This window comes from Lactobacillus sp. UMNPBX16, from assembly GCF_002553775.1.
Taxonomy (GTDB): Bacteria; Bacillota; Bacilli; order Lactobacillales; family Lactobacillaceae; genus Lactobacillus; species Lactobacillus crispatus.
The window spans coordinates 23,767-45,944 of sequence record NZ_PCYU01000021.1 but is presented as its reverse complement, the minus strand read 5'-3'; the positions used below and the strand labels follow the sequence as shown (position 1 = coordinate 45,944).

Sequence of the window (22,178 nt, the reverse complement as noted above, 5' to 3'; positions counted from 1 at the left end):
AAGGAAAATGATATGGATGAAAAAGATGTCAAAATTCTGCTAGTTGAGGATGAAGAAAGCGTCGCTAGCTTCGTCAAAACTGAATTAGAATTTGAGGATTACCAAGTTGTTTGGGCTGAAGACGGCAAAAAAGCATTAGACTTTTTTACTCAAGAAAAGCCAACTTTAATTTTGCTTGATTGGATGTTGCCAGTATATGATGGCATGACCGTGTTACGGCGAATCCGCAAGCAAAGTGATGTCCCTATTATTATGCTTACCGCCAAAAATTCTGCCTCTGATATAAGCTCTGCTCTTGATCAGGGACTAGACGACTACCTCACCAAACCATTTGAAATCGAGGAATTGCTGGCACGAATTCGGGTAGTCTTGCGAAGACTGGAAAAAATGCGGCAGCAAAATGACGTCCCTGATACTTCCCTAGAATTTGGCCCATTAAAAATTGATCTGCTTAAGCATGAATTCTATTGTGATAATGAAAAAATTTATCTTACTCCTAAGGAATTTGCTTTAATCACTGAGTTGATGCGTGATCCTGAGCAAGTTAAAAGTCGTGATGAATTACTTGATACAGTCTGGGGATATGACTTCGTTGGTCAAACCAATACTGTTGATGTTTATATTCGAACTATTCGCAATAAAATAGGCGAGCCCTATAAGAAAATCATCAAAACTATTCGCGGCTTAGGTTATTGTTTAAGAAAATTAGATGATGAGCATGAAGAAAAATAATCCTCAAACAACTACGCAACAATTAACCCGTTTATTCGTTAGGCTATTTGTCGCTATTTTAATTCTGGTCAATTTGGCTTTTCTAATTATTTCATCGGCCTATATTTATTACCAAGCTGAACGGCAAAGTGAACAAGTTGTTGAAGCAGTAAAAGAAAATCTTGATTCAAAATATGACTGGTCGGCTATGCTGGATGCTTATTTGGCAAAACAAGACGATGATGCCATCATTTTAACCACCCCTCAAGGCAAAAGTTATTACTCTGAAAATGCTCACGAGACCTTTAAACAAATTAATCGCCAAAATCATTATCAAAACATGGTCTATTCCAATAAGCATATTTACTTCTTACGGACGGAAAACTCGCATGACTTTAAAATCAAGGTTGCATTAAACATTGATCGCTTATTTCATTTAATTATTTGGCTATTTGGGACAATGATTGTCATCAACTTAATCGCTATTCTGCTGAGCATCCCCCTTATTCGCCGTTTTGCCCACAAATGGAGTCGCCCAATTCAGGTAATGAATAATGAAATTCAAGAAATCCAGCAAGGTGCTTCAACTGAGCAAATCACAGTGCCGCAACAACCATTAGAGATTCGAAAATTAGCCCAGTCTTTTAACAATCTGCTAACTTTTCAAAAACAGGCCTTACAGCGTGAGCAACAATTCGTCAGTGATGCTTCACATGAACTCAAAACACCAATCGCCGCAATTCGAGGACACGTTAATTTAATCAGACGCCATGGTCAAGCCAAACCAGAAATCATCCCTAAGTCACTGGATTATATCGATACTGAATCAAAAAAGATGGAAATATTAGTCAACGATTTACTCACCTTAGGAAGAATCGAACGCAATACTGAAGTCGTCAAAATTGATTTGGTAAGAATTATTAATGAAGTAGTGTCAGAAATACAGTCAGTTTATCCACAAAAAATACAGACTGACATGCCACAAGAATTGAAATATCGTATTAATTCACTAGATTTTCACAACATTGTGCACAACTTAGTGGAAAATGCGGCAAAATATTCTCCTCAAGACAGCACTATTGTAGTTAAATTAGCTAAAAATAAAGGACAGGTCTCTTTCACAGTTGCAGACAACGGAATGGGCATTGCGCCAGAAAATCGCGAGAAGATCTTTCAACGTTTTTTCCGTGAAGACACGTCCCACTCCAATAAAGTTAAAGGATCTGGCCTAGGGTTAGCAATTGTCAAAGCTGAAGCTGATAAGTATCATGGTCAAATTAAAGTTACGGATAATAGTCCTCAGGGAACAATTTTTACAGTTTCTTTTCCTACAGAAAAATGAAGAAATCTTCATTTAAACTCTATTAAATCTTAGTTTTTTTAAGCCGCTTACCTAGTAAGATAAATATATCAAGTAAAGCAAAACAAAAATTATTAACGATTTTAGAGGAGAATTTTTTATGAAGACTATTAACTTAAAGAAAATTACTATTACCGGTGCAGCATTACTCGGCTTAGGAACTGCCGCAATTGCTACAGCGAATTTAGCTAACGAAACTAATATTGTGCAAGCTGCTTCAAGCAAAATTAAGGTTTCACAAAATTCAGCTGTTAAAAAATTTAAGGCTAAGTTCAAGACTGCCAAGATTGAATCGATCAGTTTAGATAAAGAAAACGGTCGCTACGTTTACGACATTGAAGGTTTCACTTCAAGCAAGGAATATGAAATGAAAATCAATGCTTCAACCGGTAAGACTATCTCATCGCATTCCGAAAAATTAGATCGCGATGAACGCAGCAAAAAGGCTTTAAGCTTAAGCAAGACAATTTCTCGCTCTACTGCTACTAAAATTGCTCAAAAAAGAGTATCTGGAAAGGCAGTTGAATGGTCATTAGACCGGGAAGGTTCAAAGCATGTCTGGGAAGTAACCATCAGTAAGAATGGTCAAAAAAGTGAAGTTAAGGTTAACGCAATTACTAAAAAAGTAATTAGTGTTGACCGTGATTAATTACGAGAGGACATAGAATGAAATTTACTAAACTTACAAGTGTCGCACTACTAAGCGCAACTTTATTAACAACAGTAGTAGCTTGTTCTAAGCAAAACGACACTGCGACGACTACTCAAAAAAGCGTTACTTCCTCAAAAGTTACACACAATTCTGAGTCAGCAGTGAGCAAACAATCTCGAAAAGATAATATTCAAATCAAATTAAGCCAACAAGAGGCCATCGATAAATTTAATCAGCAATTCAATAATAAAAAAATCAAAAGTATTGAATTAAGCCGTGAAGGTAAACAATACTATTATGAAATTGAAGGTTTTGATTCATCCAATGAGTATTCTGTTAACATTAACGCAGAATCAGGCCAACTTGGTCACGTTCATTCAGAAAAATTAGATCATGATGATCGCAATCAAAAGGCCTTGGCCCTCAGAGGTGCCATTAGCCGTGACGACGCTAGCCGCATTGCAGAAGAACACGTTAAAGGTACTAGTGAGGAATGGAAACTAGAACAAGATGAAGATACCGGTAAAACATACTGGGAAGTTACAGTTAAAAATGGTCATCAAGAAACATACGTTAAAATCAACGCCCATACTAGGGAGATTATTTCAACTGAACACGATGATTAACGAATAAGAACACATAGAAAAAGGCACAACATTATTCTTCAAGTTGTGCCTTTTCGTATGTTTAATTTCTGGTCAATTTCTTCACTAACAGCCAATCAGTTTGTGGGTCACTCCCCACTTGGAAAGTGTGTTGACTCACTTTACTAAAACCATGCCGCTTATAAAAATGCTGTGCTGGTACATTTTTTTCATAAACGCCCAACCACATGTAGTCTTTACCTTCTTCACGCGCCGTTTTTTCCGCAAAATCAAGCAACACATTTCCTAAGCCGCGATGTTGAAAACTAGAACGCAAATAAATTCGTTCCACCTCTAAGGCATTCTCACGCAAATGTTCTTTCTGTGCATCCCCAACATTGATTTTCAAATAGCCTGCTATTTCATTCTGCACCATTAAAAAGTAAAAACGACTATTCGGATTTTCAATTTCTTTGACTAACTTTACTGTTTCATAATCTTCTTCCAAAAAGCGTGCCATATCATTTGGTGCAGTGTAAGGATCAAAAGTCACCTTAAAAGTTTCACGTGAAACTTTCTGTAATTTTTCAACATCACTTGTAGTAATAGGCTTAATTGTATAATCCATCAATATTCCCTCTTTCCACCATTTTTAACAAAGCGCCAGTTTTCGCTGGCATTGTCTTCTACAACCTTTAGTAAAGCAGTTAATTCCGCTCTTTGCTTTAAACTTAATCCTGATAAAACTAGTTCATTTGAGTAAGTATTTTCTTTTTCAATTTTTATTGCTAGTCGCTTACCTAAATCAGTCACAAACAGATGCTTAATCTTTTTATTCTCTGCATCGTTTTCTTTCTTAATTAGTTGATTTTGCTCTAGCTTTTTAATGCTGCGGGCTGTCGTTGTCCGGTCAACATTAAGCATCCCAGCTAAATGATCCGAGATAATCCCTGGATTTTCCTTAATCCGCACCAGATATAAATATTGTCCCCGATTTAATTGCATTTCTTTAAATTCAATGTTAGCAATCGAATCAAGTGCCCGAGCAATTGTGCCAATTTGACGTAAAATATCTTCTTTCATTTTTTTCACCTTAGAAATTATTATATTAAATTTTGTTGTAATTGCAACAATAAAGATTAAAAAGAAAAAAGGGATCGCTCCCTTCTCCTTTAATCTACATAAGCATACTTGTATGACCATTGTGTACCAGCAGTATTATGAATAAGGCCGTGAACACGCTTATTTTGTAAATATGCAGTTGTTTGTTGATATATTGGTGTAATTGCCTGATTGCCGTTTACGATCTTAGCCGCCTTAACTAAATCATTCCACCGCTTTTCTGGATTGTTTGCATCTTCATTACCAGCTTTTTTAACCAAATTATCGTATGTAGAATTAGACCACTTACCATAATTATATGAAGTGCCAGTCATTGGAATTTGCATAAAGGTCATTGGATCGTTAAAGTCGCCGCCCCAATGTGATAGATAAATATCAAAATTGCCTTGTTGTGCGCGTGAATCAGATGACTTTTCAGGGATATTCGTAATATTGATCTTAAGTCCCTTCAATTCCTTGGTCCATTGAGATTGCAAGTATTGAGTTAATTGATCACTATCAGCCTCATCATTTGAAGATAAGACATCAAAGGTTAAATTCTTTTGACCAATTTCCTGCAAACCTTTCTTCCAATACTTTTTAGCCAAGGCTGAATTATAATCAACTGTATTATTCACAGACTGTTCTTTAGCAAAATCTATACCTGTTTTAGGATTTGAAGCTAAGTCATTTGCCACAAAACCTGTTGGCAGAGTTGAGCCATTGCCTAAAACCTTTTTAGTCACAATATCACGATCAATTGATAATGATAAAGCCAAGCGAATATTTTTATTATTCAAGGCCTTTCTATTAACTGCATTTTTATCCTTAAAATTATAAAGCAAGAAACGCACTAACGAATATGGATATTGAGTAAAGTCATTATTACTCTTTAAGTTCTTAACTTGCTCACTTGAAAGCGGAGTTAAATCCAGCTTACCTTGTTGATACATCTGATAACCAGTATTGTTGGACTTAACCACTTGATAATGGATCTTGTTCAACTTAACTGCTTTTTTATCCCAGTAATCATTATTTTTAACAAATGACCAGGTGTCATTAGTTCCGTTCCATCCTTTAATCTTGAAAGGACCTGAGTAGACTTGATATTGAGCTTCGGTTGCATATCTATTGCCATACTTTTTCACAACTTTTTCGTTTTGCGGCCCAAATAGTGGATAAGCCATCAATACTCTAAAGTAAGCGATCGGGCGATTTAACTTAACCACTACCGTCTTTTTATCCGGTGCAGAAATTCCTAATGCATTAGGTGATTTCTTTCCTGCAATGATTGCGTCAGCATTCTTCACGCCACTAAAAAGATAGGCATACGGAGAAGCGGTCTTAGGATTCAAGCTTCTTCTCCAAGAATAAACAAAGTCCTGCGCTACAATCGGATCACCATTGGACCACTTAGAATCACGTATCTTAAACGTCCAGGTCTTACCATCTTTAGATACGGTCCCAGTTTTAGCTAAGCCGGCTGTTGGCTTACCATTTTTACCAAGACGATAAAAACTTTCGAATACATTGCCAGTTTGACCAAATCCGGTAGACTTACTGATATCAATAGTATCTAATGGAGCTGTGGTGCTTAAATTTAAAGTGCCACTTTGAGCTGCCGACTTACTACTGCTATTGCCATTACCACATGCTGCAAGAAGCATTCCTAATGAAATAGTAACGACTCCTGCTAAAACTCCCTTTAGTTTCGACATAAATTTTCCTTTCTCAAACAAAAAAATGGGATGTACTCCAACACGGAATACATCCCATTAAGAACCACAACTTTTTAACTAGTTAATCAGTAATAGTCTTAAGATGAATCACCACATCAGAGCATGTCAAACAAATGCTGTTTGTACAACAACATTCAGTGTATTGACATTGCATTTGACGCTTAAACATGTGATTCATCCTCCTTCTTACTTTTGATAAGAATAATCATAATTTATTCGATCACGATTGTCAACAAAAATCTATTGTATAATTATAGAAAAATATTTGGAGGAATTTTTATGGAAATTATAAAATATGGTCCTTACACTCTTTTCACACTTATTGGAACAATCCTAACATTTATCGTGGCTATTGAGCATATCGGTATCTGTTTCTTAGAAATGTTTGGTAAACCTGAACAACAAGCTAAGGCTTTCGACATGGATATCAATTTTGTTAAACAAGAAGCTGCTCAAGTTTCACTAGCTAACCAAGGTATCTACAATGGGATGTTGAGTGTAATTTTGATCGTTGCTTTCTTTATTTTTCCTATCCCTATTCTTTTTAACGTATGGAAATTAATTCTAAGTTTGATTGTCATAGTAGCAATTTATGGCGGATTCACTGCAACTAAAAAAATCTTCCTAGTACAAATGCTACCCGCGCTTTTAGCATTAATTTTTCTTTTTGTTTAAAAATATTGCATTTTTGTACCAAAAGCCATAAGAAAATTTAAAACACCTAGTGATAAACTGTCACTTTGTGGTTATGTAATATATAATATCAGTAAACATATAGAACATAATAACGAGGTGGAATTCATGAGAAAATTTTTTATCATTATCAGCAGCATTATTACTGGGTTACTTATTGGAATAATTGGGACAACGATCTATCTAAATAATCAGTCGTCAAAAGTAAGTAACTTTACCATTCGAACTACTAATTTAGCAGCTAAGCCGGAAACGATCAGCTATTCTAGCAATAACTTGCCACAGATTAATCTCTCACAGGATTCCGCCGTCCAGAAATTCAAATCATTATATACACATGCAGTAGTCAAATCGATCACGCTTAGTTTAAGTAAAGATATCTATGTTTATGACATAGTGGGTTATGATGACCGTAAAGACTGCACTATTCAGGTTGACGCAACTAATAACAAAATCCTAGGTCAATCTACGCAGGTGCTTGACTATGACTACGAAAAAGATGCGTCCTTGAACCTAAAAAAGACAATTTCACGCCAAGAAGCTAATGAAATTGCCCTAAAAGAATTTAGTGGAGGGACACCAATTTCATGGGAGTTAACTGATGACAATAATCACTCAATTTGGAAAGTTAAAATGATCCACGGTGAACACAAACATACCGTAAAAATTAATGCTAGAACAAAGGCTGTAATCTAAAATAATCCCCAACTTATGCACAAGTTGAGGATTATTTTCTTATCTTTTATCTAGGTTGACTATCTGCACGTGACTTGTAATCACCGTTTTCAGTACCAATAACCAGCTTTTCACCATTCTTGATGAAATCAGGAACTTGCACCACTAAGCCTGTTTCCATAGTAGCAGGTTTACCACCACCAGCTACAGTTGCACCCTTAATCTCTGGTTGTGTTTCCTTAACGGTCATTTCAACAGTTGATGGCAATTCAATACCGATAATCTTGTTATCATCTGTAAAGTCCATATCAACCATAATGTTAGGCATCAAGAACTTAACGTCATCACCCAATTGATCAGCTGAAACTTCATATTGATCATAAGTATCAGTATCCATGAAAGTATAAGTATCACCTTCGCCGTAAAGGTATTGAGCCTTTTTCTTAGTTACTTCAACTAAGTCTACCTTTTCAGTTGGACGCATGGTCTTGTGAACAACTGCACCACTCTTTACATCACGCAAATCCATTTGCATCACAGTATTACCCTTGCCAGGCTTATGGTGGTTAGCCTTCAATACCTTAATCAACTTGCCATCTTGGCTAAAAATCATACCTTTTTTCAAATTAATTGCTTGTACCATTATTTCTTCTCCCTTTAATTTAAACTTACCTTTCGACTAGTTTAAACACGCTGGAGGCAAAGCAAATTTTTTTATCAACAGTAAATAAATCGTATTCATAATACCTAGTATACCAAATTAGATGTGCCGCAGGTATATCCGATCAATCAAATGTCCGTCAGTCTTATGTAAAATCAGGCTAGCACGTTCCTTGGTTGGCGCAATATATTCACGCAAGTTGACCAGATTAACCATCTGCCAGGTTTCTTCAGCCAATTGAATTGCATCTTCCAGCGGTCCATTAGCCATTTTATAGTAAAAATTATCTGGCTTATTTTTATTTAATTTAAGTACTTTTCTAAAGCGTTGCATGTACCATTTTTCAATCAAATCTTCTTCAGCGTCAATATAAATTGAAAAATCGAAAAAGTCACTAGTCACAACTTGTCCACTCTCGGGCAATTGCAATGTATTAATTCCTTCAATAATCAATACATCAGGATTTTTTACATGACCATATTTTCCAGGTACTATATCGCTTAATTCTTGAGAATACAACGGATAAACAATATCGCTTTTGCCACTCAAGACATCACGCAAAAAGTTGCTAAGTAAAGCCATATCATAGCTTTCTGGAAAACCTTTGCGGGGCATTAAATTGCGCCGTTTTAATTCCTCATTAGGGTAAATAAAACCATCCGTGGTCATCAAGTGTACCTTTAATTCTGGATAGGTTCTACTGAGCAACAATTGTAATAAACGCGCAGTGGTTGATTTGCCAACCGCAACCGAACCCGAAATACCGATGATAAACGGAGCTGGTGAAAAACTTTTATGCAAAAATTTGATTTGTGCTTTTTGCGCATTCTTTTTTTGTTGGTAAACTAAGTGTAAGTAACTGATCAAACTGGTATAGATCTCATGCACGTCGGTTAGGTCAATCACGTCTCCTAAAGACTTGATATCAGCTAATTCTTCTTTGGTAATATTGACTTTATCTAAGGGAGCTAATTTAGCCCATTCATTTCTGTTAAAACTCGTATAATTTCTCATATATCGTATCCATATTCCTTCTAAAACACTAACTTATTATAATAGAAAGCGCTAAAAATATGAAAAAAATAATCCTATTCGGCGATTCCATTTTTAACGGATATCGTAATGGTCAAAATACAAACCTAGTAACTAATTTATTTCAACAGGCACTAATTAATTATGCACAGGTGGAAAACATTTCTAAAAGCGGTGCTACCACAGTTGAAGGCGTCGATTATTTGGAGCAAATTCCCCCAGAACATGATCTAGTTGTTGTTGAATACGGCAATAACGATGCCGCAACAGCTTGGGGCATTAGTCCAGAAAGCTACGAAAAGAACTTGGCTCAAATCCTTAGTGCAGTAGGCAAAGCCATTGTTGTGGGATTGTGCAATCCCAATCCAGAAAGTGACATTTTTCAATATTATGGTGCTGAAAGACTCGATCTTTTTAACAATATCGCCCAAAAAGTCGCAAAGGCACATGGTGCACAATTTGTGGATATTTTACCTGCAATGAGAAACTTAAAAGACAAATCGACATATTATCAAGCCGACGGGCAACATTTAACTGATCAAGGAAATGAGTTTTTAGTTAATCAAATCGTGCCAGTAATCAAAAAAGACTTAGCCTAAGCCAAGTCCCTCTTCATCATCACATGTTCTACGCCGCCTTCATCAAACGGTTCGCCTACAACTTGATAGCCCAAGCTATCATAGAAAGGCTTTACCCGCATTTGGGCGTGACAGTAAACTGCATCAATCTTATTTTGCCGTAAAAATTTATGCACAGCTGTAATCATTTTCGATCCTAGCTGTTGTCCGCGCGCTTCTTTTGACACAGCAACGCGTCCTAGCATCCATTTACCATCTTCTTGAAACAGACGACAAGTCGCTAAGGCAGTCGTCTGTTTTTGATTGAGTAAATAAACCTGAACAGCAATTAGGTCCTCATCATCTAAATCTGGTAGAGTTATCTTCTGTTCAGCCACAAAAATCGTGTTGCGCAATCTTTCTACGCAATAGAATTCTCTTCCTGTCATTTCATCAATCTTTTTAAAAGTAAAATTATCTATCTTCATATTACTTGCCTAACCAACTATTGTTTCTGCCAAACCATTTTTCATTAAGCTTGCGCAATTGACCATTTTTTTGCAATTTTGCTAAACCTTGATTGACCTTCTGACGCAAAGTTTTGTCTCCCTTACGCATCCCCACAGCGAACAAGTCCATTGGCACGCGATCATTCTGAATTACCTTGTATTCGCTACTTTTAGCCATGTGAGCAATATAATAGTCGGCATAAACTTCATCTAACAGAATTCCTTGAATTCGTCCTGCATTCAGATCCAAGAACGAATTAGAAATCGTATCATATAAAACTGTTTTCTTAGCATGCAGCACGTCTTGTTTAGTTTCATACCACTGCTCTGCTGTTGAACCAGTTTGCATTCCTAATTCATAATTCTTCATTTGTTTAAATGAACTAATGCCACTATCTTTTTTCACAACTATAACCTGGCGATTACGTAAATATGGCTTGCTAAAAGCTACTTTTTTCTGTCGTTCTGGCGTAATGCTGTAACCATTCCAGAGTAAGTCTATCGTACCGTTACGCAGCTCTGTAACGTTCATTGACCAATCAATCGTTTGAAAAGAAACCTTAATGCCATATTGTTTAAAGACTGCCTTAGCTAAGTCGATGTCATAACCCGTCAATTGGCCGTTTTTCTTTTCAAAGCCCATTGGTACAAAACTATCGTCTAAGCCAATTACCACTTGTTTTTTGCTGGCAATCTTATTCCATGTATCTTGAGTATTAGCTTCTTTTTGTACGCTTTGGCAACCAGTTAAACATAATGTTAAGGCCAAGACAATACCTAAAATCCATTTTTTCATTGTCTAATCCTCGCTTAACGGTTGAACCTTGAGCATCTGATCCGCTACATTCTCTGCAAAATTCAAGTCGTGGGTGATAATCAGCTGAGTTAAACCAGATTTTTTTAAACTTAAAATCATTTTCTCAACTTCCTTACGTAAATTTGGATCTAACGCGCTAGTTGGCTCATCATAACAAAGAATCCGCGGCTTCATAGCCAAGGCTCTAGCAATAGCTACTCGCTGTTTCTGCCCACCTGATAACTCATAAGGATACTGCTGTTCACGCCCACTCATTTGTAGACGTTTTAACAATAATCGTGCATCCTGCTCTGCTTCAGTTTTACTCTTTTTTAATACCAAAGTAGGTGCCAAAGTGATATTTTGTAAAACGTTCAAATTAGGAAAAAGATTATAATCTTGGAAAACAACGCCAACCTTGCCTGAATCATAAGGTTTACCGTCAATCAAAATTTCACCGGCATCTTTTGTTTCCAAACCGGCAATAATTCTTAGTAAGGTGGTTTTCCCCGCTCCAGATGGGCCTACAATTGTCATAATTTCTCCATCTTTCAAGGTAAAGGAGATGTCACGCAAAATTTGGTGACCGTTAAATTCTTTGCTCAAATTTTTCACTTCTAACATATTCTCACCTCAACTACTTGTAATAAGAAAAGTGGTTTTCCAGCTTTTTCAAAACAAAAGCACAAATACCGATCAACAGTAGATAAATTACACCTACTAAAACTAACGGTACCAGTGTTACGTCTCTAGCCATTGCTACATTGCCGGCCCTAAGCAAATCACCTAAGCCAATGACATAAACTAATGATGAATCCTTAACTAAGTTAATTACTTCATTTCCAATTGAAGGCAAAACAATTTTTATTACCTGGGGAATAATGATCTTGGTCATCGTTTGCCAGCGGCTCAAGCGCAAAACTTTCGCTGCTTCAAACTGGCCTTCATCAATCGATTGGAAGCCGCCACGAAAAATTTCCGCAAAATAAGCCGCATAATTCAAAATAAAAGCAAACAAGGCTGCTTGATAGCGGGGAAAGACGATATGAATAATTGGTAAGCCATAAAAGACAAAGATCAATTGCAATAATAAGGGCGTGCCCCGCATAATCCAAACATAAAAGTTAACCAACCAGCGTAATGGTTTAAACTTACTTTTTTCACCTAATGAGACCAAAATTCCTAATGGCGTTGCTAAAATTAAGGTCCAGAAAAAAATACTTAACGTCATGCCTGCTCCTGACAAAAGAGCGGGTAAAATTTCTGCAATATATTTTAATGACATACTCTCACCTTCATTTTTCTTTCCTAATAAAAAAGCCCTCTTAGGATTAACCTAAGAGGACGACTGCTCGTGATTCCACCTCATGTTCGCACCTGCTCACGCAGAAATGCCTCACTAGGTTGATTATTTTAAAAGAAAAACCCTCATAGCCAAACGGCTACGAGGGCGAATGTAATCGCGGTTCCACCTCATGTTTACAAATTGCTCACGCAACCTGCCTCAATAAGTTCAATAATCAACCTTTAGCTATAACGGGCTATCCCGGATTTTCCTACTTTTGTTCAGAAGACCAACTCACAGATGTGATTCATACTAGCAAATATCTTATTTCCACCAGCAAAGACTCTCTATTACTTTGACTAGTATTACTATTTCTGTTCTAAGTTGTTTTTAATGTTGAATAAATGTTAAATGATCTAGCAACTTTTGTCAATTATTTTTCTTCATAAGTATCTGGATCAACATCAAGCAATGGACTCTTTTCTCCAGTATAAATAATATCTAGCTTATACATTGCACGAGAGGTAATAGTATAAACAAGTTGAGTTTCATCCAATTTATGGTAAGCAGCTTTAGAGGCATCCCACATGACTACCGCATCAAATTCTAGTCCCTTAGCCAAGTAAGAAGGCACAACTAGAGTACCATCAACTAGTCGCTGATTAGCAGTCGCAATTAAGGTCGTGTTTTCACCTTTTTTAGCTAATTCTTCATGCACAAATTTAGCTGCAGCTAAGTCTTTGGTAATAACAGCTGTCGTACGCTTATTTTGTTCATTATTATGCAAAACGTTAACTAAAACATCAATTGCTTCATCATCGGTTTTTCTGCCCCAAATTATAGGCTTAGGACCTTTACGGTTAAAGGCTTCAATCTTTTCGCCTTGACGCAAAATTTGCTTGGTGAAATTGGTCAATTCCTTAGTTGAACGATATGATTTCGTTAATTGCACCACATCAGTTTTTTCAGGATCAAATAAGCCAGAGATCTGCTTAAGTAAACTACGACTTTCATCCTTAGTAAAAATAGCCTGATTCAAGTCACCCAACATTGTAAACTTGGCCCGTGGGAAATTATACTTCAAGTAAGCTAATTGAAATGGAGTATAATCTTGAATTTCGTCAATGAAGGCATAACGCATCTCAAAGTCAGTCCTGCGACCAGTGATCATGTCATACAAATATAAGTAAGCTGAAACATCATTCATGGCAATATGGTGCTGCTTAAAGTTATTCTTAACTTCTTCCACATGAGCCAACCAATCATTTTCATCAATATTCCACTTAGATAGATCAACCATCTTAGGTACAGCTCGCAAAAAGCTCAGGTATTGTGCTCGCATATTCAAAAAGTGGTTGTGCAAAATACGCTTATGCACGCCCTTCAAGGCTGATAATACAATTTTTCTACCTAAAAAGGCCTCTTCCTTAGCCTCAGACTCAAATTCTTGATCAGGTCGATCATATAACTCATTTAATTCAGATTGGCTCATTCCTTCAATAGCGTGTGCCACCCAAGCCTTCTTAGTTTCTGGCGTAATCTTTCGATTCAACATCTTGATCAATTCTTCACGCGTTGCATCAATTCGGTTGGCCAACTTGTAATTTTCATTGAAAGAATAATAGATCTCCTTAATTTTTTCCTTATCAAAGTAAGGTTTCTTCTTATCACGGAAATAAATATTCTTGAAAATAACACCGCGCTTATTCAAGTGCTCTGCATAACGAGTCAACAAGTTAAAGAAATTAACTGAATCCTTAAACTTAGAAATATTGCTGTCTGCGGTTTGATCTTCAAACTGTCTGAATAAGTTTTCAACTTCCATACCTGGCAACCGTCGCGCAACAAACTGCCAGTAAGTCATTTGAACCATATTTTGTTCGCCCATTTCAGGCAAAACATTCTTAATATAGTCATTAAACAACTGGTTAGGACTGAACATGATTACATCACTTGAAGTCAGGTTGCCACGATAACGATAAAGCAAAAAGGCTATCCGCTGCAAAATCGCACTGGTTTTACCAGAACCTGCCGCACCCTGGACAAAAAGCAGATCTGCTTTGGTGTTTCGAATAATCTTATTTTGTTCGCGTTGAATCGTCGTTACGATTGACTTCATCTGCGTTGATGATTTTTCTGACAAAACTTCCAAGAGCATTTGATCACCGATTGACTCATCAGTGTCAAACATGTTCACAATCTTACCATCTTCAATCATAAATTGGCGTTTCTTAGTCATATCAACTGTAATTTCACCTTCAGGCGAATTATAAGAAACTTTACCCAATTTACCATCATAATAAATTGAAGATATTGGTGCCCGCCAGTCATAGATCAAGAAGTGATCGTCCTTGTCTGCAAAAGAACCTAGACCAATATAAATCGTCTCTGTTCGGTCCTCATTTTTTTCTTTAAAATCAACCCGAGCAAAATATGGTCGCTTCTCTAAACGCTCTACAGTCTCTAGCTGCTTAGCTGAATGTTGCCAAGCATGTTCACGTTCACTCAATAATTGTTGCTGCTGGTGGATTGACAGTGCTGTTTCCATTGAAGTGGAATAACCATCATAATCCAATTTAACATCGTCAAAAAAGTGTGAATTAAGCTCTCTTGCTTCGCCTTCAGCTGATTTGATAGATTTTTTTAAAGTTTTTTCGCGGTCCTTGATCTGACCCATAATATTATCAAGGTGCTTTTGTTCAAGTTCTTTTTCGTTTTTTTCAGTTTTGGCTGTAGCCATCTAATCACCTTTTCTTTAAAAATTCGCATACTATTTTACCATGAATAGCGCTTTCATAATAGTTTTCCTGCTCGTGAGAAAAATATAAATAAAAATTGATGAAAACTTTAACTTTAGAGACTATAATCTTGACATATTGGGGTGATATATACATGAAAAGATTTTTTAAATTACTGAGAAATGTTCTCTTGCTTGCTCTTATCGCTCTTGGCGTTTGGACTTATCAGAACAATCCCAATATTCGTATCGCAACGCAAGACTCCCTAGCTACACTTAGCTATCGAATTAACGAACTTCTAACTAACGAAACGACCATTTCTCCCAATAACGAAAAAAAGACTACTAATATCAAAACTGACACAGATAAAACAGAAAATGACGATTCTTCAGACAATCGTGTATGGTCAAATCCTGAAGCTAAGGTTTATATCGATATTAGCAATAATGCTCAACTAAGATCAGCTGCAGTCAATGCAATGAACGCTTGGAATCGTACCGGTGCTTTTACTTTTCACCAAATAAATGATAAAAAGGACGCTCAAATCGTCATTAATACAGTCGATAATAGCGACACTAATGCCGCAGGAGAAACAGCAACTACCTATAACCCTGCTACAGGACATTTGTTAAAGGCCACGGTCAACTTGAACCGTTACTATTTGCAAAACGAATGGTATGGTTACAGTTACAATCGAATCGTTAATACTGCTGAACACGAATTAGGCCACGCAATTGGCTTAAACCACACTAATAATGTCTCAGTCATGTACCCAAACGGTTCGATCTATACGATTCAACCGCAAGATATTAAAACTGTTAAAAAGATCTACCACGAAAATAATTAACTTTAAAAGCTCACCTCTTTTTTCTACAATAAAGTGTGAGCTTTTTACGAGGAGAAAAATATGAAAAGAATTTATATCGTCCGTCACGGTCAAACTTATATCAATCGCTACAATAAGATGCAAGGTTGGTGTGACACACCATTAACTACACCAGGAATTGAAGGCGCTGAAGAAGCTGGTAAAGCTTTAAGCGAAGTACCTTTTGACATTGCATTGTCTAGTGATCTTAAGAGAGCAAGTGATACCTGTGAGATCATCATGAAATATAACGCCAACAAAGACGAATTGCAGCACATCGCTAGTCCATTTTTCAGAGAACAATTCTACGGCTACTTCGAAGGAATGGATTCCGAAATGGCTTGGCGAATGATTGGTGGCAGTCACGGCTACGGAACACGGCAAGAAATGTTTGCTCATGAGAGCATCGATACTATTAAGGATTGGATTAAAGAAGCCGATCCTTATCACCAAGCAGAAAACGCTGAAGAATATTGGGCTCGTCTTGATGATGGTTTTAAATTAATCAGTCAATTGGATGGCGCTGAAAACATTCTGCTAGTTACTCACGGCTTCACTATTAGAAGTCTCTGGTATCGTTATGGTGACCATATTCCTTTGGTTCCAGGTCCTAAGAATGCTTCAATCACTATTATGACAATGAGTGAGAAAGGCGAAATTAAGATACCTAAGTGGAATTTAATGCATTTATAGCAAAATAAGATTAGGCGAATCGGGCCTAATCTTATTTTGTTTGTTTAATTATTTTTGCAAAACAATATTCTTATATAGCTTCACTGTTATTAAAAAACTTCCTACTATTTTTAACAGTAGGAAGTCTTACTCTAACTAATCTTTAGTCACTTGTTTTAGTTTTTATTAACTTGCAGTCGCCCAAAGTCTGAATCAATTGTTTGCCATCTTTTTGGTGGAAAACAGCGTTTTGATACGACAATCGTTCTTTCTTTTTACTCTTATCTTTATACTTTTTAATAAAGGTTACTTCATAGTTAATCCGACTATAATTACGCTTACCTGGTAAAACAGAGAGCACCTTGATCTTTACACTTAATTTCTTGATACTCTTCTTTTTATGCCATTCCTTTAGTTGCTTAGCAATCTTCTTATAGTCTGGATTTTCTTTTCCATTTTCAAAGTCATCTGCATTTGGCGACTTAAGGGTGTTGTACAATAGCTTTGCTGCATCCCCAACCTTAATCAAGCCAGGCCAAATCGGGTTAACAATATAGTCACCTTCTGCATCCTGATAGACATCTTTTTCGCCATTGCCTTGATATTCAGCAGTACCATCATAATCAGTGACGTCATCCTCACTATTAGAAAATTCTGAACTAATCGATTGCGACAAATCCGTTACCCTTTCGGACTTAATAGTTTGACCATCTGCCTTACTCTTAATATAGATTTCCATTCGCTTAGCAATCGGATAATCCTTGAAAGTATAGCTACCATGCTGGTTCAATTTACCCGCCTTACGATCATTGATATAGATCGTACCATTAGGAACGCTGCGCACTTGGAAAGTGGCCGTTTTGATCTTCATATCAACAGTCTTATCTGACCAAATGTTAACAATCGAATCAGCATCTAAATGGCGACCATTAACCTTAGATTTAACTAATATATGATAGCGACCAGGAAAGACCATACCTAAATCTTGATAGTAATTCTGATTGCCACCTTCCATTTCACCATAATCCTTTTGGTTAACCGTCAAAGTTGAATTAGCGTGATTGGTCTTCACCTGTGGGCGATATACTTGTATCCATAACTTATATTTTGGAAAAAGCAAAAAATTGCGTCCATCTTGAATCAGTCTGATTTCACCATGATCGCGATTATGGCGCAAATTATAGGCTAAACGTTTAGCTGCACTGTGATGCTCTTTAAAGTAATTTTGAAGCGGCTTCAGCGATTTATCTGTCACATCCATATCAGGCGTTGAAGCCGTGACATACTGAGCCAGCTCAGTTTTAGGATCCTGCATTTTAGCTACAATGCGGTCAATTTGACGTTCTTTAGTGTAATAAAAATTGCCAATTAGCCATGCAATACCAATTAACAGGATAATAACTCCCGATATCCAAATTTTCTTATGTTTTTTCATTGATCAAAACACCTTTTCACAAATCCTTTTAACTTAGATTAACAAGTTGATCAAAAAAAGCAAACATCTTTTGTTCACAAATCAAGACGAAGTTCTTATTATATTTAGTAGCATTATTTTATTTTGGAGGGGATTGCACAGTGGAAGTAAATTTTGATTTTGTAAAAAATAGCAGCTTCAAGGAAGCCTTTCCTACCGCTGAAAAAATCCACAAATTATACACAATTGATGATTATCGTGACGTTATTTCAAATTCACGTCTTCTATTAGAGAGTCTAATCAAAAAAATTTTTAAGTTAGAAAATCTCAGTCCATATTACACAGTTCATGATGGCGAACACCGTAATTTGCGTAATAATACACATTATTTACGCAATGAACTAGATTACCCTCTTTCGATCATGGATTTATTTGACGAAATACGCCGCATGGGCAACGCTGCTGTCCACGATAACCAAATTGAACCAGATCAAAAGCAAGCCTGGCACTGTATTTGTGATTTACACGATATTCTTGTCTTTTTAATTAACAGCTATGACGGTCAAGACCTATATTATTTGCGTCCCGATATTGCGATGGAAGCACAAACTGATGAAGACCATTATTATGTGCGCCAAAATAAGCAACCAAAAATAATGAAATTGCATGATCATCAAAATACTAAGAAAAAACAGTCCGCATCTGCACCAAAAAAGGCGAAACATGTTAAACATTTTTCCAGTAAACAGCATATAGAGCAAACTAACTCTGCGTCACAAACGAAAACTACTCCTTCTACTAAAGACAATTGGTTAAGAAAAATTAAAGAACTCTTTCACCATGATTAGTTATATTGACAATATGTCACAATGCGATAAACTATATATTATATAATTTACATACCGAGAAGCGCCTATGACGCTGCCGATACGCAAATGAAAACTGAACAAGTTTCTCAAATGGGGAACGGCTTATGCTAGTAGGTCGTTTTCCATTATTTTTTTACGAAAGGAGTGGTTAGTCCGCTATGGATAATCACAGGCAAAAACCTTGGGCTGTCGAACAGTCTGAGGTATTAACAAATACAAAAACAACCGAAACTGGTTTAACTGAAGACGAAGTTCGAATACGCCAGCAAGCTGGTTTAAACGAGCTCGCAGCTAAACCTCCTAAAACAGTAATCCAAATGGTCAAAGAGCAGATTTTTGATCCAATGATCGGTATCTTATTAGTAGCTGCCCTCTTATCTGCTATGTTTGGCGAATATACCGAAGCCATTATTATCGCGACAATCGTGGTTCTTAATACCATTATTGGAGTAGTTCAGGAAAAAAAGGCACAGTCTTCTTTAGCTGCGTTACGTGACATATCTGCGCCAACTGCTCATGTAATTCGTAATGGCAAAGAATTAATCATACCGGCCAAGGAATTAGTAGTTGGTGATATTGTTACCTTGCATGATGGGGACATGGTTCCAGCCGATTTGCGCTTAATTGAAACAGCTAACTTGAAAATTCAAGAAGCATCCCTTACTGGTGAATCAGTACCGGTAGAAAAAGACGCAGCTGCTGTTTTAAATCCAGATTGTGCTCTTGGTGACCGCATCAATATGGCTTTTTCTTCCTCAATTGTGACTTATGGTCGTGGTCAAGGCGTCGTGACAGCAATTGGGATGCAAACAGAAATGGGTGCCATTGCTGGCATGTTAGAAGATCAAACTGAAGTACAAACACCATTGAAACGCAAATTAGCTAAAGCCGGCATGGTCTTAACGATTATCGGCTTAATTATTTGTAGTTTGGTCTTTGCAATTGGTGCTTTCTACGGCCGTCCACTTTTACCACAATTCTTGGTTGCTATCTCATTGGCAATTTCAATTATTCCAGAAGGTCTGCCAGCAACCGCGACAATTGTTATGGCCTTAGGCGTTAAACGCATGGTTAAGCGTAACGCTTTGATCAAAAAGTTGCCAGCAGTCGAAACCTTAGGTAACGCCACTGTCATCTGTTCCGACAAAACTGGTACTTTAACCTTAAACAAAATGACTGTTACACAGGCAGCAACGAATGACTTCAGCCAAAGTCACGCAGTTGACCAGCTTGCAGCAAATAAAACCAATCAAACTTTGGCCTATGCTAGCGCTCTTTGTAACGATGCCAGCTTGAATGGTGAAAAAGAGATTGGTGATCCAACTGAGGTAGCCTTAATTCCTTTTGCCCAAAAGCTTGGCTTTAACCAATCTAACTTAAAGAAAGAATTCCCCCGTTTGTTCGAACAACCCTTTGATTCGGACAGAAAACGGATGACAACATTGCACAAAATTGACGGTCAATTAACGGTCTTCACTAAGGGTGCAACGGACGAAATGTTGCCGTTATGTACACACATTATGACTGACAATGGCGTGCGTAAAATTACACCCCAAGACAAAAAGCAAATTGCCCACTTGTCTCACCAAATGCAAGCTGACGCTTTACGAGTACTAGGCTTTGCTACCAAAATAGTGGATAACTTACCTGAAGCAAATGCTGATTTGGAAAATAATTTGACTTTTATCGGGATTGTCGGCATGATTGACCCACCACGAAAAGAAGTTGCAGCATCAGTTAAAACCTGCCGTGAAGCCGGTATTCGCACAATTATGATTACCGGTGACCACAAGGTAACTGCCTTGGCAATTGCGAAAAAGTTAAACATTTATCAGACAGGTGACTTAGCAATCTCGGGAACTGAATTAGACCAAATGTCTGATGCAGAATTAGATCAAGCTGTTGAAAAGGCTACCGTTTTTGCTCGCGTTTCTCCTGCTGACAAACTGCGCATCATTCAAAGCTTAAAGCGAAATGGTGAGGTAACAGCTATGACCGGTGACGGAGTAAACGATTCACCTGCCTTAAAGGCTGCCGATATCGGTGTCGCTATGGGTGTAACGGGTACAGACGTGGCTAAGGACGTGGCTGATATGATTTTGCTTGATGATAGTTTTACCACAATTGCGCACGCTATCAAGGAAGGTCGCCGCGTTTACCGCAACATCCAAAAAGTAATTCAGTTCTTGCTAGTTGGTAACATTGCTGAAATTACCACTTTGTTTGCGGCAACTATTTTTAACTGGGATGCGCCATTATTGGCAGTACACATCTTGTGGGTTAACTTAGCTACAGCTACTCTACCTGCCCTTGCTCTTGGCGTAGACCCAGCAAGTAAAAACATTATGAAACACAAGCCAGTTAAAGCTGGTACTTTATTCGAAAAAGACCTAGTTATTCGGGTTATTACCCAAGGAATATTTGTTGCCCTGCTTACTTTAACTGGTTACTTCATTGGTAAAGAAACCGGCAATCAAGTTGTCGGACAAACCATGGCCTTCAGTATTTTAGCATTGGCCCAAATGATTCGTTCATTCAACCAGCATTCAAATACTGATCCCATCTGGAAAAGGTCATCTGGTAATAATCCATGGTTAACAGTGTCATTCATTATCTCTGCATTTTTCATGGGTATTATTCTCTTTGTCCCAGCAATGCAAGATGCATTTCACATTACCAGTTTGTCAGCTGGACAATGGTTAATCGTAGTTACCCTAGCTTTACTTTCAATTGCACAAGTTGAGTTAGTAAAAGGTTGGGCAAAGTTTAGAAATATTTTTATTAATGACAATAATTTAATTGAAGATTAATTAGTTACAAAAAGACGGTAGCATTACAACGCTATCGTCTTTTTTGATATTAAACTTTGGCTGCTGCCAATTGGTCAACATCTATCTGACTACGACCAATCTGAATTGCCTTTTCAGTACTTTCATTCAAGTTAGCATTGATCATCTTATGGCTAAGCTCCAGCACCATTGGCAAATTAACACCGCTAATTACCCGTACTCGCTCAGGATACATATCTTCATATTCCGAAGCGACTAAGTGGGGTGTCCCATTTTTTAAATCAGTTAGCACCAAAATCTGACTATTCTGATATTTATTCATGACTTTAGCAAAACGAGCCTTAAAATCTCTGATTCCTGTGTCGTTTAATTCAATTGTCAGGATCTGATCATTCTTGCCTGCCAACATATCATGTGCAGACATTAGCCCCGCAGCCAACCCTTCATGAGTTGCAATTAAAAGTTCCATAAAACGC

Annotated in this window: 23 protein-coding genes and 1 other annotated feature; of the genes, 11 read left to right on the top strand and 12 right to left on the bottom strand. The window is 37.2% G+C overall.

The annotated features are described in order from the left end of the window. Positions 1 to 12 precede the first annotated feature (12 nt). The 4 genes from CP367_RS05925 (at position 13) to CP367_RS05910 (ending at position 3,349) form a co-directional block, all read left to right on the top strand. On the top strand, positions 13 to 732 hold the full coding sequence (locus CP367_RS05925) for a response regulator transcription factor (RefSeq protein WP_023488326.1): 720 nt from the start codon (positions 13 to 15) through the stop codon (positions 730 to 732). After that, complete coding sequence (locus tag CP367_RS05920) at positions 719 to 2,053, top strand: HAMP domain-containing sensor histidine kinase (RefSeq protein ID WP_180707088.1); 1,335 nt, start codon at positions 719 to 721, stop codon at positions 2,051 to 2,053. Before CP367_RS05925 ends, CP367_RS05920 begins: the two co-directional genes overlap by 14 nt. Positions 2,054 to 2,171: 118 nt before the next feature. After that, entirely contained in the window at positions 2,172 to 2,720 is a 549-nt protein-coding gene (locus CP367_RS05915) for a PepSY domain-containing protein (RefSeq protein ID WP_089146065.1), read from the top strand. 17 nt (positions 2,721 to 2,737) lie between these two features. Then, positions 2,738 to 3,349 (top strand): PepSY domain-containing protein, encoded by a 612-nt coding sequence (locus tag CP367_RS05910; protein WP_089146066.1) that lies wholly within the window; start codon positions 2,738 to 2,740, stop codon positions 3,347 to 3,349. A 61-nt stretch (positions 3,350 to 3,410) separates the two neighbouring features. Here CP367_RS05910 and CP367_RS05905 read toward each other — a convergent pair whose 3' ends face one another. The 3 genes from CP367_RS05905 to CP367_RS05895 form a co-directional block, all read right to left on the bottom strand. Beyond that, entirely contained in the window at positions 3,411 to 3,935 is a 525-nt protein-coding gene (locus CP367_RS05905) for a GNAT family N-acetyltransferase (protein WP_089146067.1), read from the bottom strand. Then, the gene (locus tag CP367_RS05900) at positions 3,935 to 4,390 is read right to left on the bottom strand and encodes a MarR family winged helix-turn-helix transcriptional regulator (protein ID WP_005723920.1); all 456 of its coding nucleotides are present in this window, start codon (positions 4,388 to 4,390) and stop codon (positions 3,935 to 3,937) included. The genes CP367_RS05905 and CP367_RS05900 overlap by 1 nt, the downstream gene beginning before the upstream one ends. 89 nt (positions 4,391 to 4,479) lie before the next feature. Beyond that, a complete protein-coding gene (locus tag CP367_RS05895; RefSeq protein ID WP_089146068.1) occupies positions 4,480 to 6,126 on the bottom strand; it encodes a peptide ABC transporter substrate-binding protein in 1,647 nt (548 codons plus the stop codon). Positions 6,127 to 6,426: 300 nt separating this feature from the next. Between CP367_RS05895 and CP367_RS05890 the strand changes: the two genes are divergently transcribed. Continuing rightward, on the top strand, positions 6,427 to 6,822 hold the full coding sequence (locus tag CP367_RS05890; RefSeq protein ID WP_089146069.1) for a DUF1304 domain-containing protein: 396 nt from the start codon (positions 6,427 to 6,429) through the stop codon (positions 6,820 to 6,822). 126 nt (positions 6,823 to 6,948) lie between these two features. Next, positions 6,949 to 7,536 (top strand): PepSY domain-containing protein, encoded by a 588-nt coding sequence (locus CP367_RS05885; protein WP_089146070.1) that lies wholly within the window; start codon positions 6,949 to 6,951, stop codon positions 7,534 to 7,536. Between the two features lie 46 nt (positions 7,537 to 7,582). On the opposite strand, the gene efp is transcribed toward CP367_RS05885, so the two are convergent. Together efp and coaA are read right to left on the bottom strand one after the other, a co-directional pair. Beyond that, a complete protein-coding gene (gene efp / locus CP367_RS05880; RefSeq protein ID WP_089146071.1) occupies positions 7,583 to 8,158 on the bottom strand; it encodes an elongation factor P in 576 nt (191 codons plus the stop codon). A gap of 117 nt (positions 8,159 to 8,275) precedes the next feature. Then, a complete protein-coding gene (gene coaA, locus CP367_RS05875; RefSeq protein WP_013086830.1) occupies positions 8,276 to 9,190 on the bottom strand; it encodes a type I pantothenate kinase in 915 nt (304 codons plus the stop codon). Positions 9,191 to 9,249: 59 nt separating this feature from the next. Between coaA and CP367_RS05870 the strand changes: the two genes are divergently transcribed. Then, positions 9,250 to 9,807: an SGNH/GDSL hydrolase family protein gene (locus tag CP367_RS05870; RefSeq protein ID WP_005725650.1), complete on the top strand. Its 558-nt coding sequence runs from the start codon at positions 9,250 to 9,252 to the stop codon at positions 9,805 to 9,807. Here CP367_RS05870 and CP367_RS05865 read toward each other — a convergent pair. The 5 genes from CP367_RS05865 to helD all read right to left on the bottom strand — a co-directional run bounded on the left by CP367_RS05865 (position 9,804) and on the right by helD (position 15,095). Continuing rightward, complete coding sequence (locus CP367_RS05865; protein WP_089146072.1) at positions 9,804 to 10,253, bottom strand: GNAT family N-acetyltransferase; 450 nt, start codon at positions 10,251 to 10,253, stop codon at positions 9,804 to 9,806. The two genes, CP367_RS05870 and CP367_RS05865, sit on opposite strands and share 4 nt — an antisense overlap. A 1-nt stretch (position 10,254) precedes the next feature. After that, positions 10,255 to 11,070 carry an amino acid ABC transporter substrate-binding protein gene (locus CP367_RS05860; protein ID WP_089146073.1) on the bottom strand — a complete coding sequence of 272 codons (816 nt, stop codon included), beginning with the start codon at positions 11,068 to 11,070 and terminating at the stop codon, positions 10,255 to 10,257. A 3-nt stretch (positions 11,071 to 11,073) separates the two neighbouring features. Beyond that, a complete protein-coding gene (locus CP367_RS05855; protein ID WP_089146074.1) occupies positions 11,074 to 11,694 on the bottom strand; it encodes an amino acid ABC transporter ATP-binding protein in 621 nt (206 codons plus the stop codon). A 13-nt stretch (positions 11,695 to 11,707) separates the two neighbouring features. Then, on the bottom strand, positions 11,708 to 12,355 hold the full coding sequence (locus tag CP367_RS05850; protein ID WP_089145335.1) for an amino acid ABC transporter permease: 648 nt from the start codon (positions 12,353 to 12,355) through the stop codon (positions 11,708 to 11,710). Positions 12,356 to 12,513: 158 nt separating this feature from the next. Beyond that, positions 12,514 to 12,746: a binding site (T-box leader), on the bottom strand. Between the two features lie 42 nt (positions 12,747 to 12,788). Beyond that, positions 12,789 to 15,095, bottom strand: coding sequence for an RNA polymerase recycling motor HelD (gene helD, locus CP367_RS05845; protein ID WP_013086836.1), 2,307 nt, complete (start codon positions 15,093 to 15,095; stop codon positions 12,789 to 12,791). A 152-nt stretch (positions 15,096 to 15,247) separates the two neighbouring features. Between helD and CP367_RS05840 the strand changes: the two genes are divergently transcribed. Then, positions 15,248 to 15,940: a M57 family metalloprotease gene (locus tag CP367_RS05840; RefSeq protein ID WP_089146075.1), complete on the top strand. Its 693-nt coding sequence runs from the start codon at positions 15,248 to 15,250 to the stop codon at positions 15,938 to 15,940. A 60-nt stretch (positions 15,941 to 16,000) separates the two neighbouring features. Next, complete coding sequence (locus CP367_RS05835) at positions 16,001 to 16,651, top strand: histidine phosphatase family protein (RefSeq protein WP_005718274.1); 651 nt, start codon at positions 16,001 to 16,003, stop codon at positions 16,649 to 16,651. Between the two features lie 142 nt (positions 16,652 to 16,793). On the opposite strand, the gene CP367_RS05830 is transcribed toward CP367_RS05835, so the two are convergent. Beyond that, positions 16,794 to 18,065, bottom strand: coding sequence for a hypothetical protein (locus CP367_RS05830; protein WP_089146076.1), 1,272 nt, complete (start codon positions 18,063 to 18,065; stop codon positions 16,794 to 16,796). Positions 18,066 to 18,205: 140 nt separating this feature from the next. Between CP367_RS05830 and CP367_RS05825 the strand changes: the two genes are divergently transcribed. Beyond that, the gene (locus CP367_RS05825) at positions 18,206 to 18,892 is read left to right on the top strand and encodes a DUF4145 domain-containing protein (RefSeq protein ID WP_057726746.1); all 687 of its coding nucleotides are present in this window, start codon (positions 18,206 to 18,208) and stop codon (positions 18,890 to 18,892) included. Positions 18,893 to 19,071: 179 nt separating this feature from the next. Further along, positions 19,072 to 21,723 carry a calcium-translocating P-type ATPase, PMCA-type gene (locus CP367_RS05820; RefSeq protein ID WP_089146077.1) on the top strand — a complete coding sequence of 884 codons (2,652 nt, stop codon included), beginning with the start codon at positions 19,072 to 19,074 and terminating at the stop codon, positions 21,721 to 21,723. A gap of 49 nt (positions 21,724 to 21,772) precedes the next feature. On the opposite strand, the gene CP367_RS05815 is transcribed toward CP367_RS05820, so the two are convergent. Continuing rightward, positions 21,773 to 22,171 carry a PTS sugar transporter subunit IIA gene (locus CP367_RS05815; protein WP_023488347.1) on the bottom strand — a complete coding sequence of 133 codons (399 nt, stop codon included), beginning with the start codon at positions 22,169 to 22,171 and terminating at the stop codon, positions 21,773 to 21,775. Positions 22,172 to 22,178 lie beyond the last annotated feature (7 nt).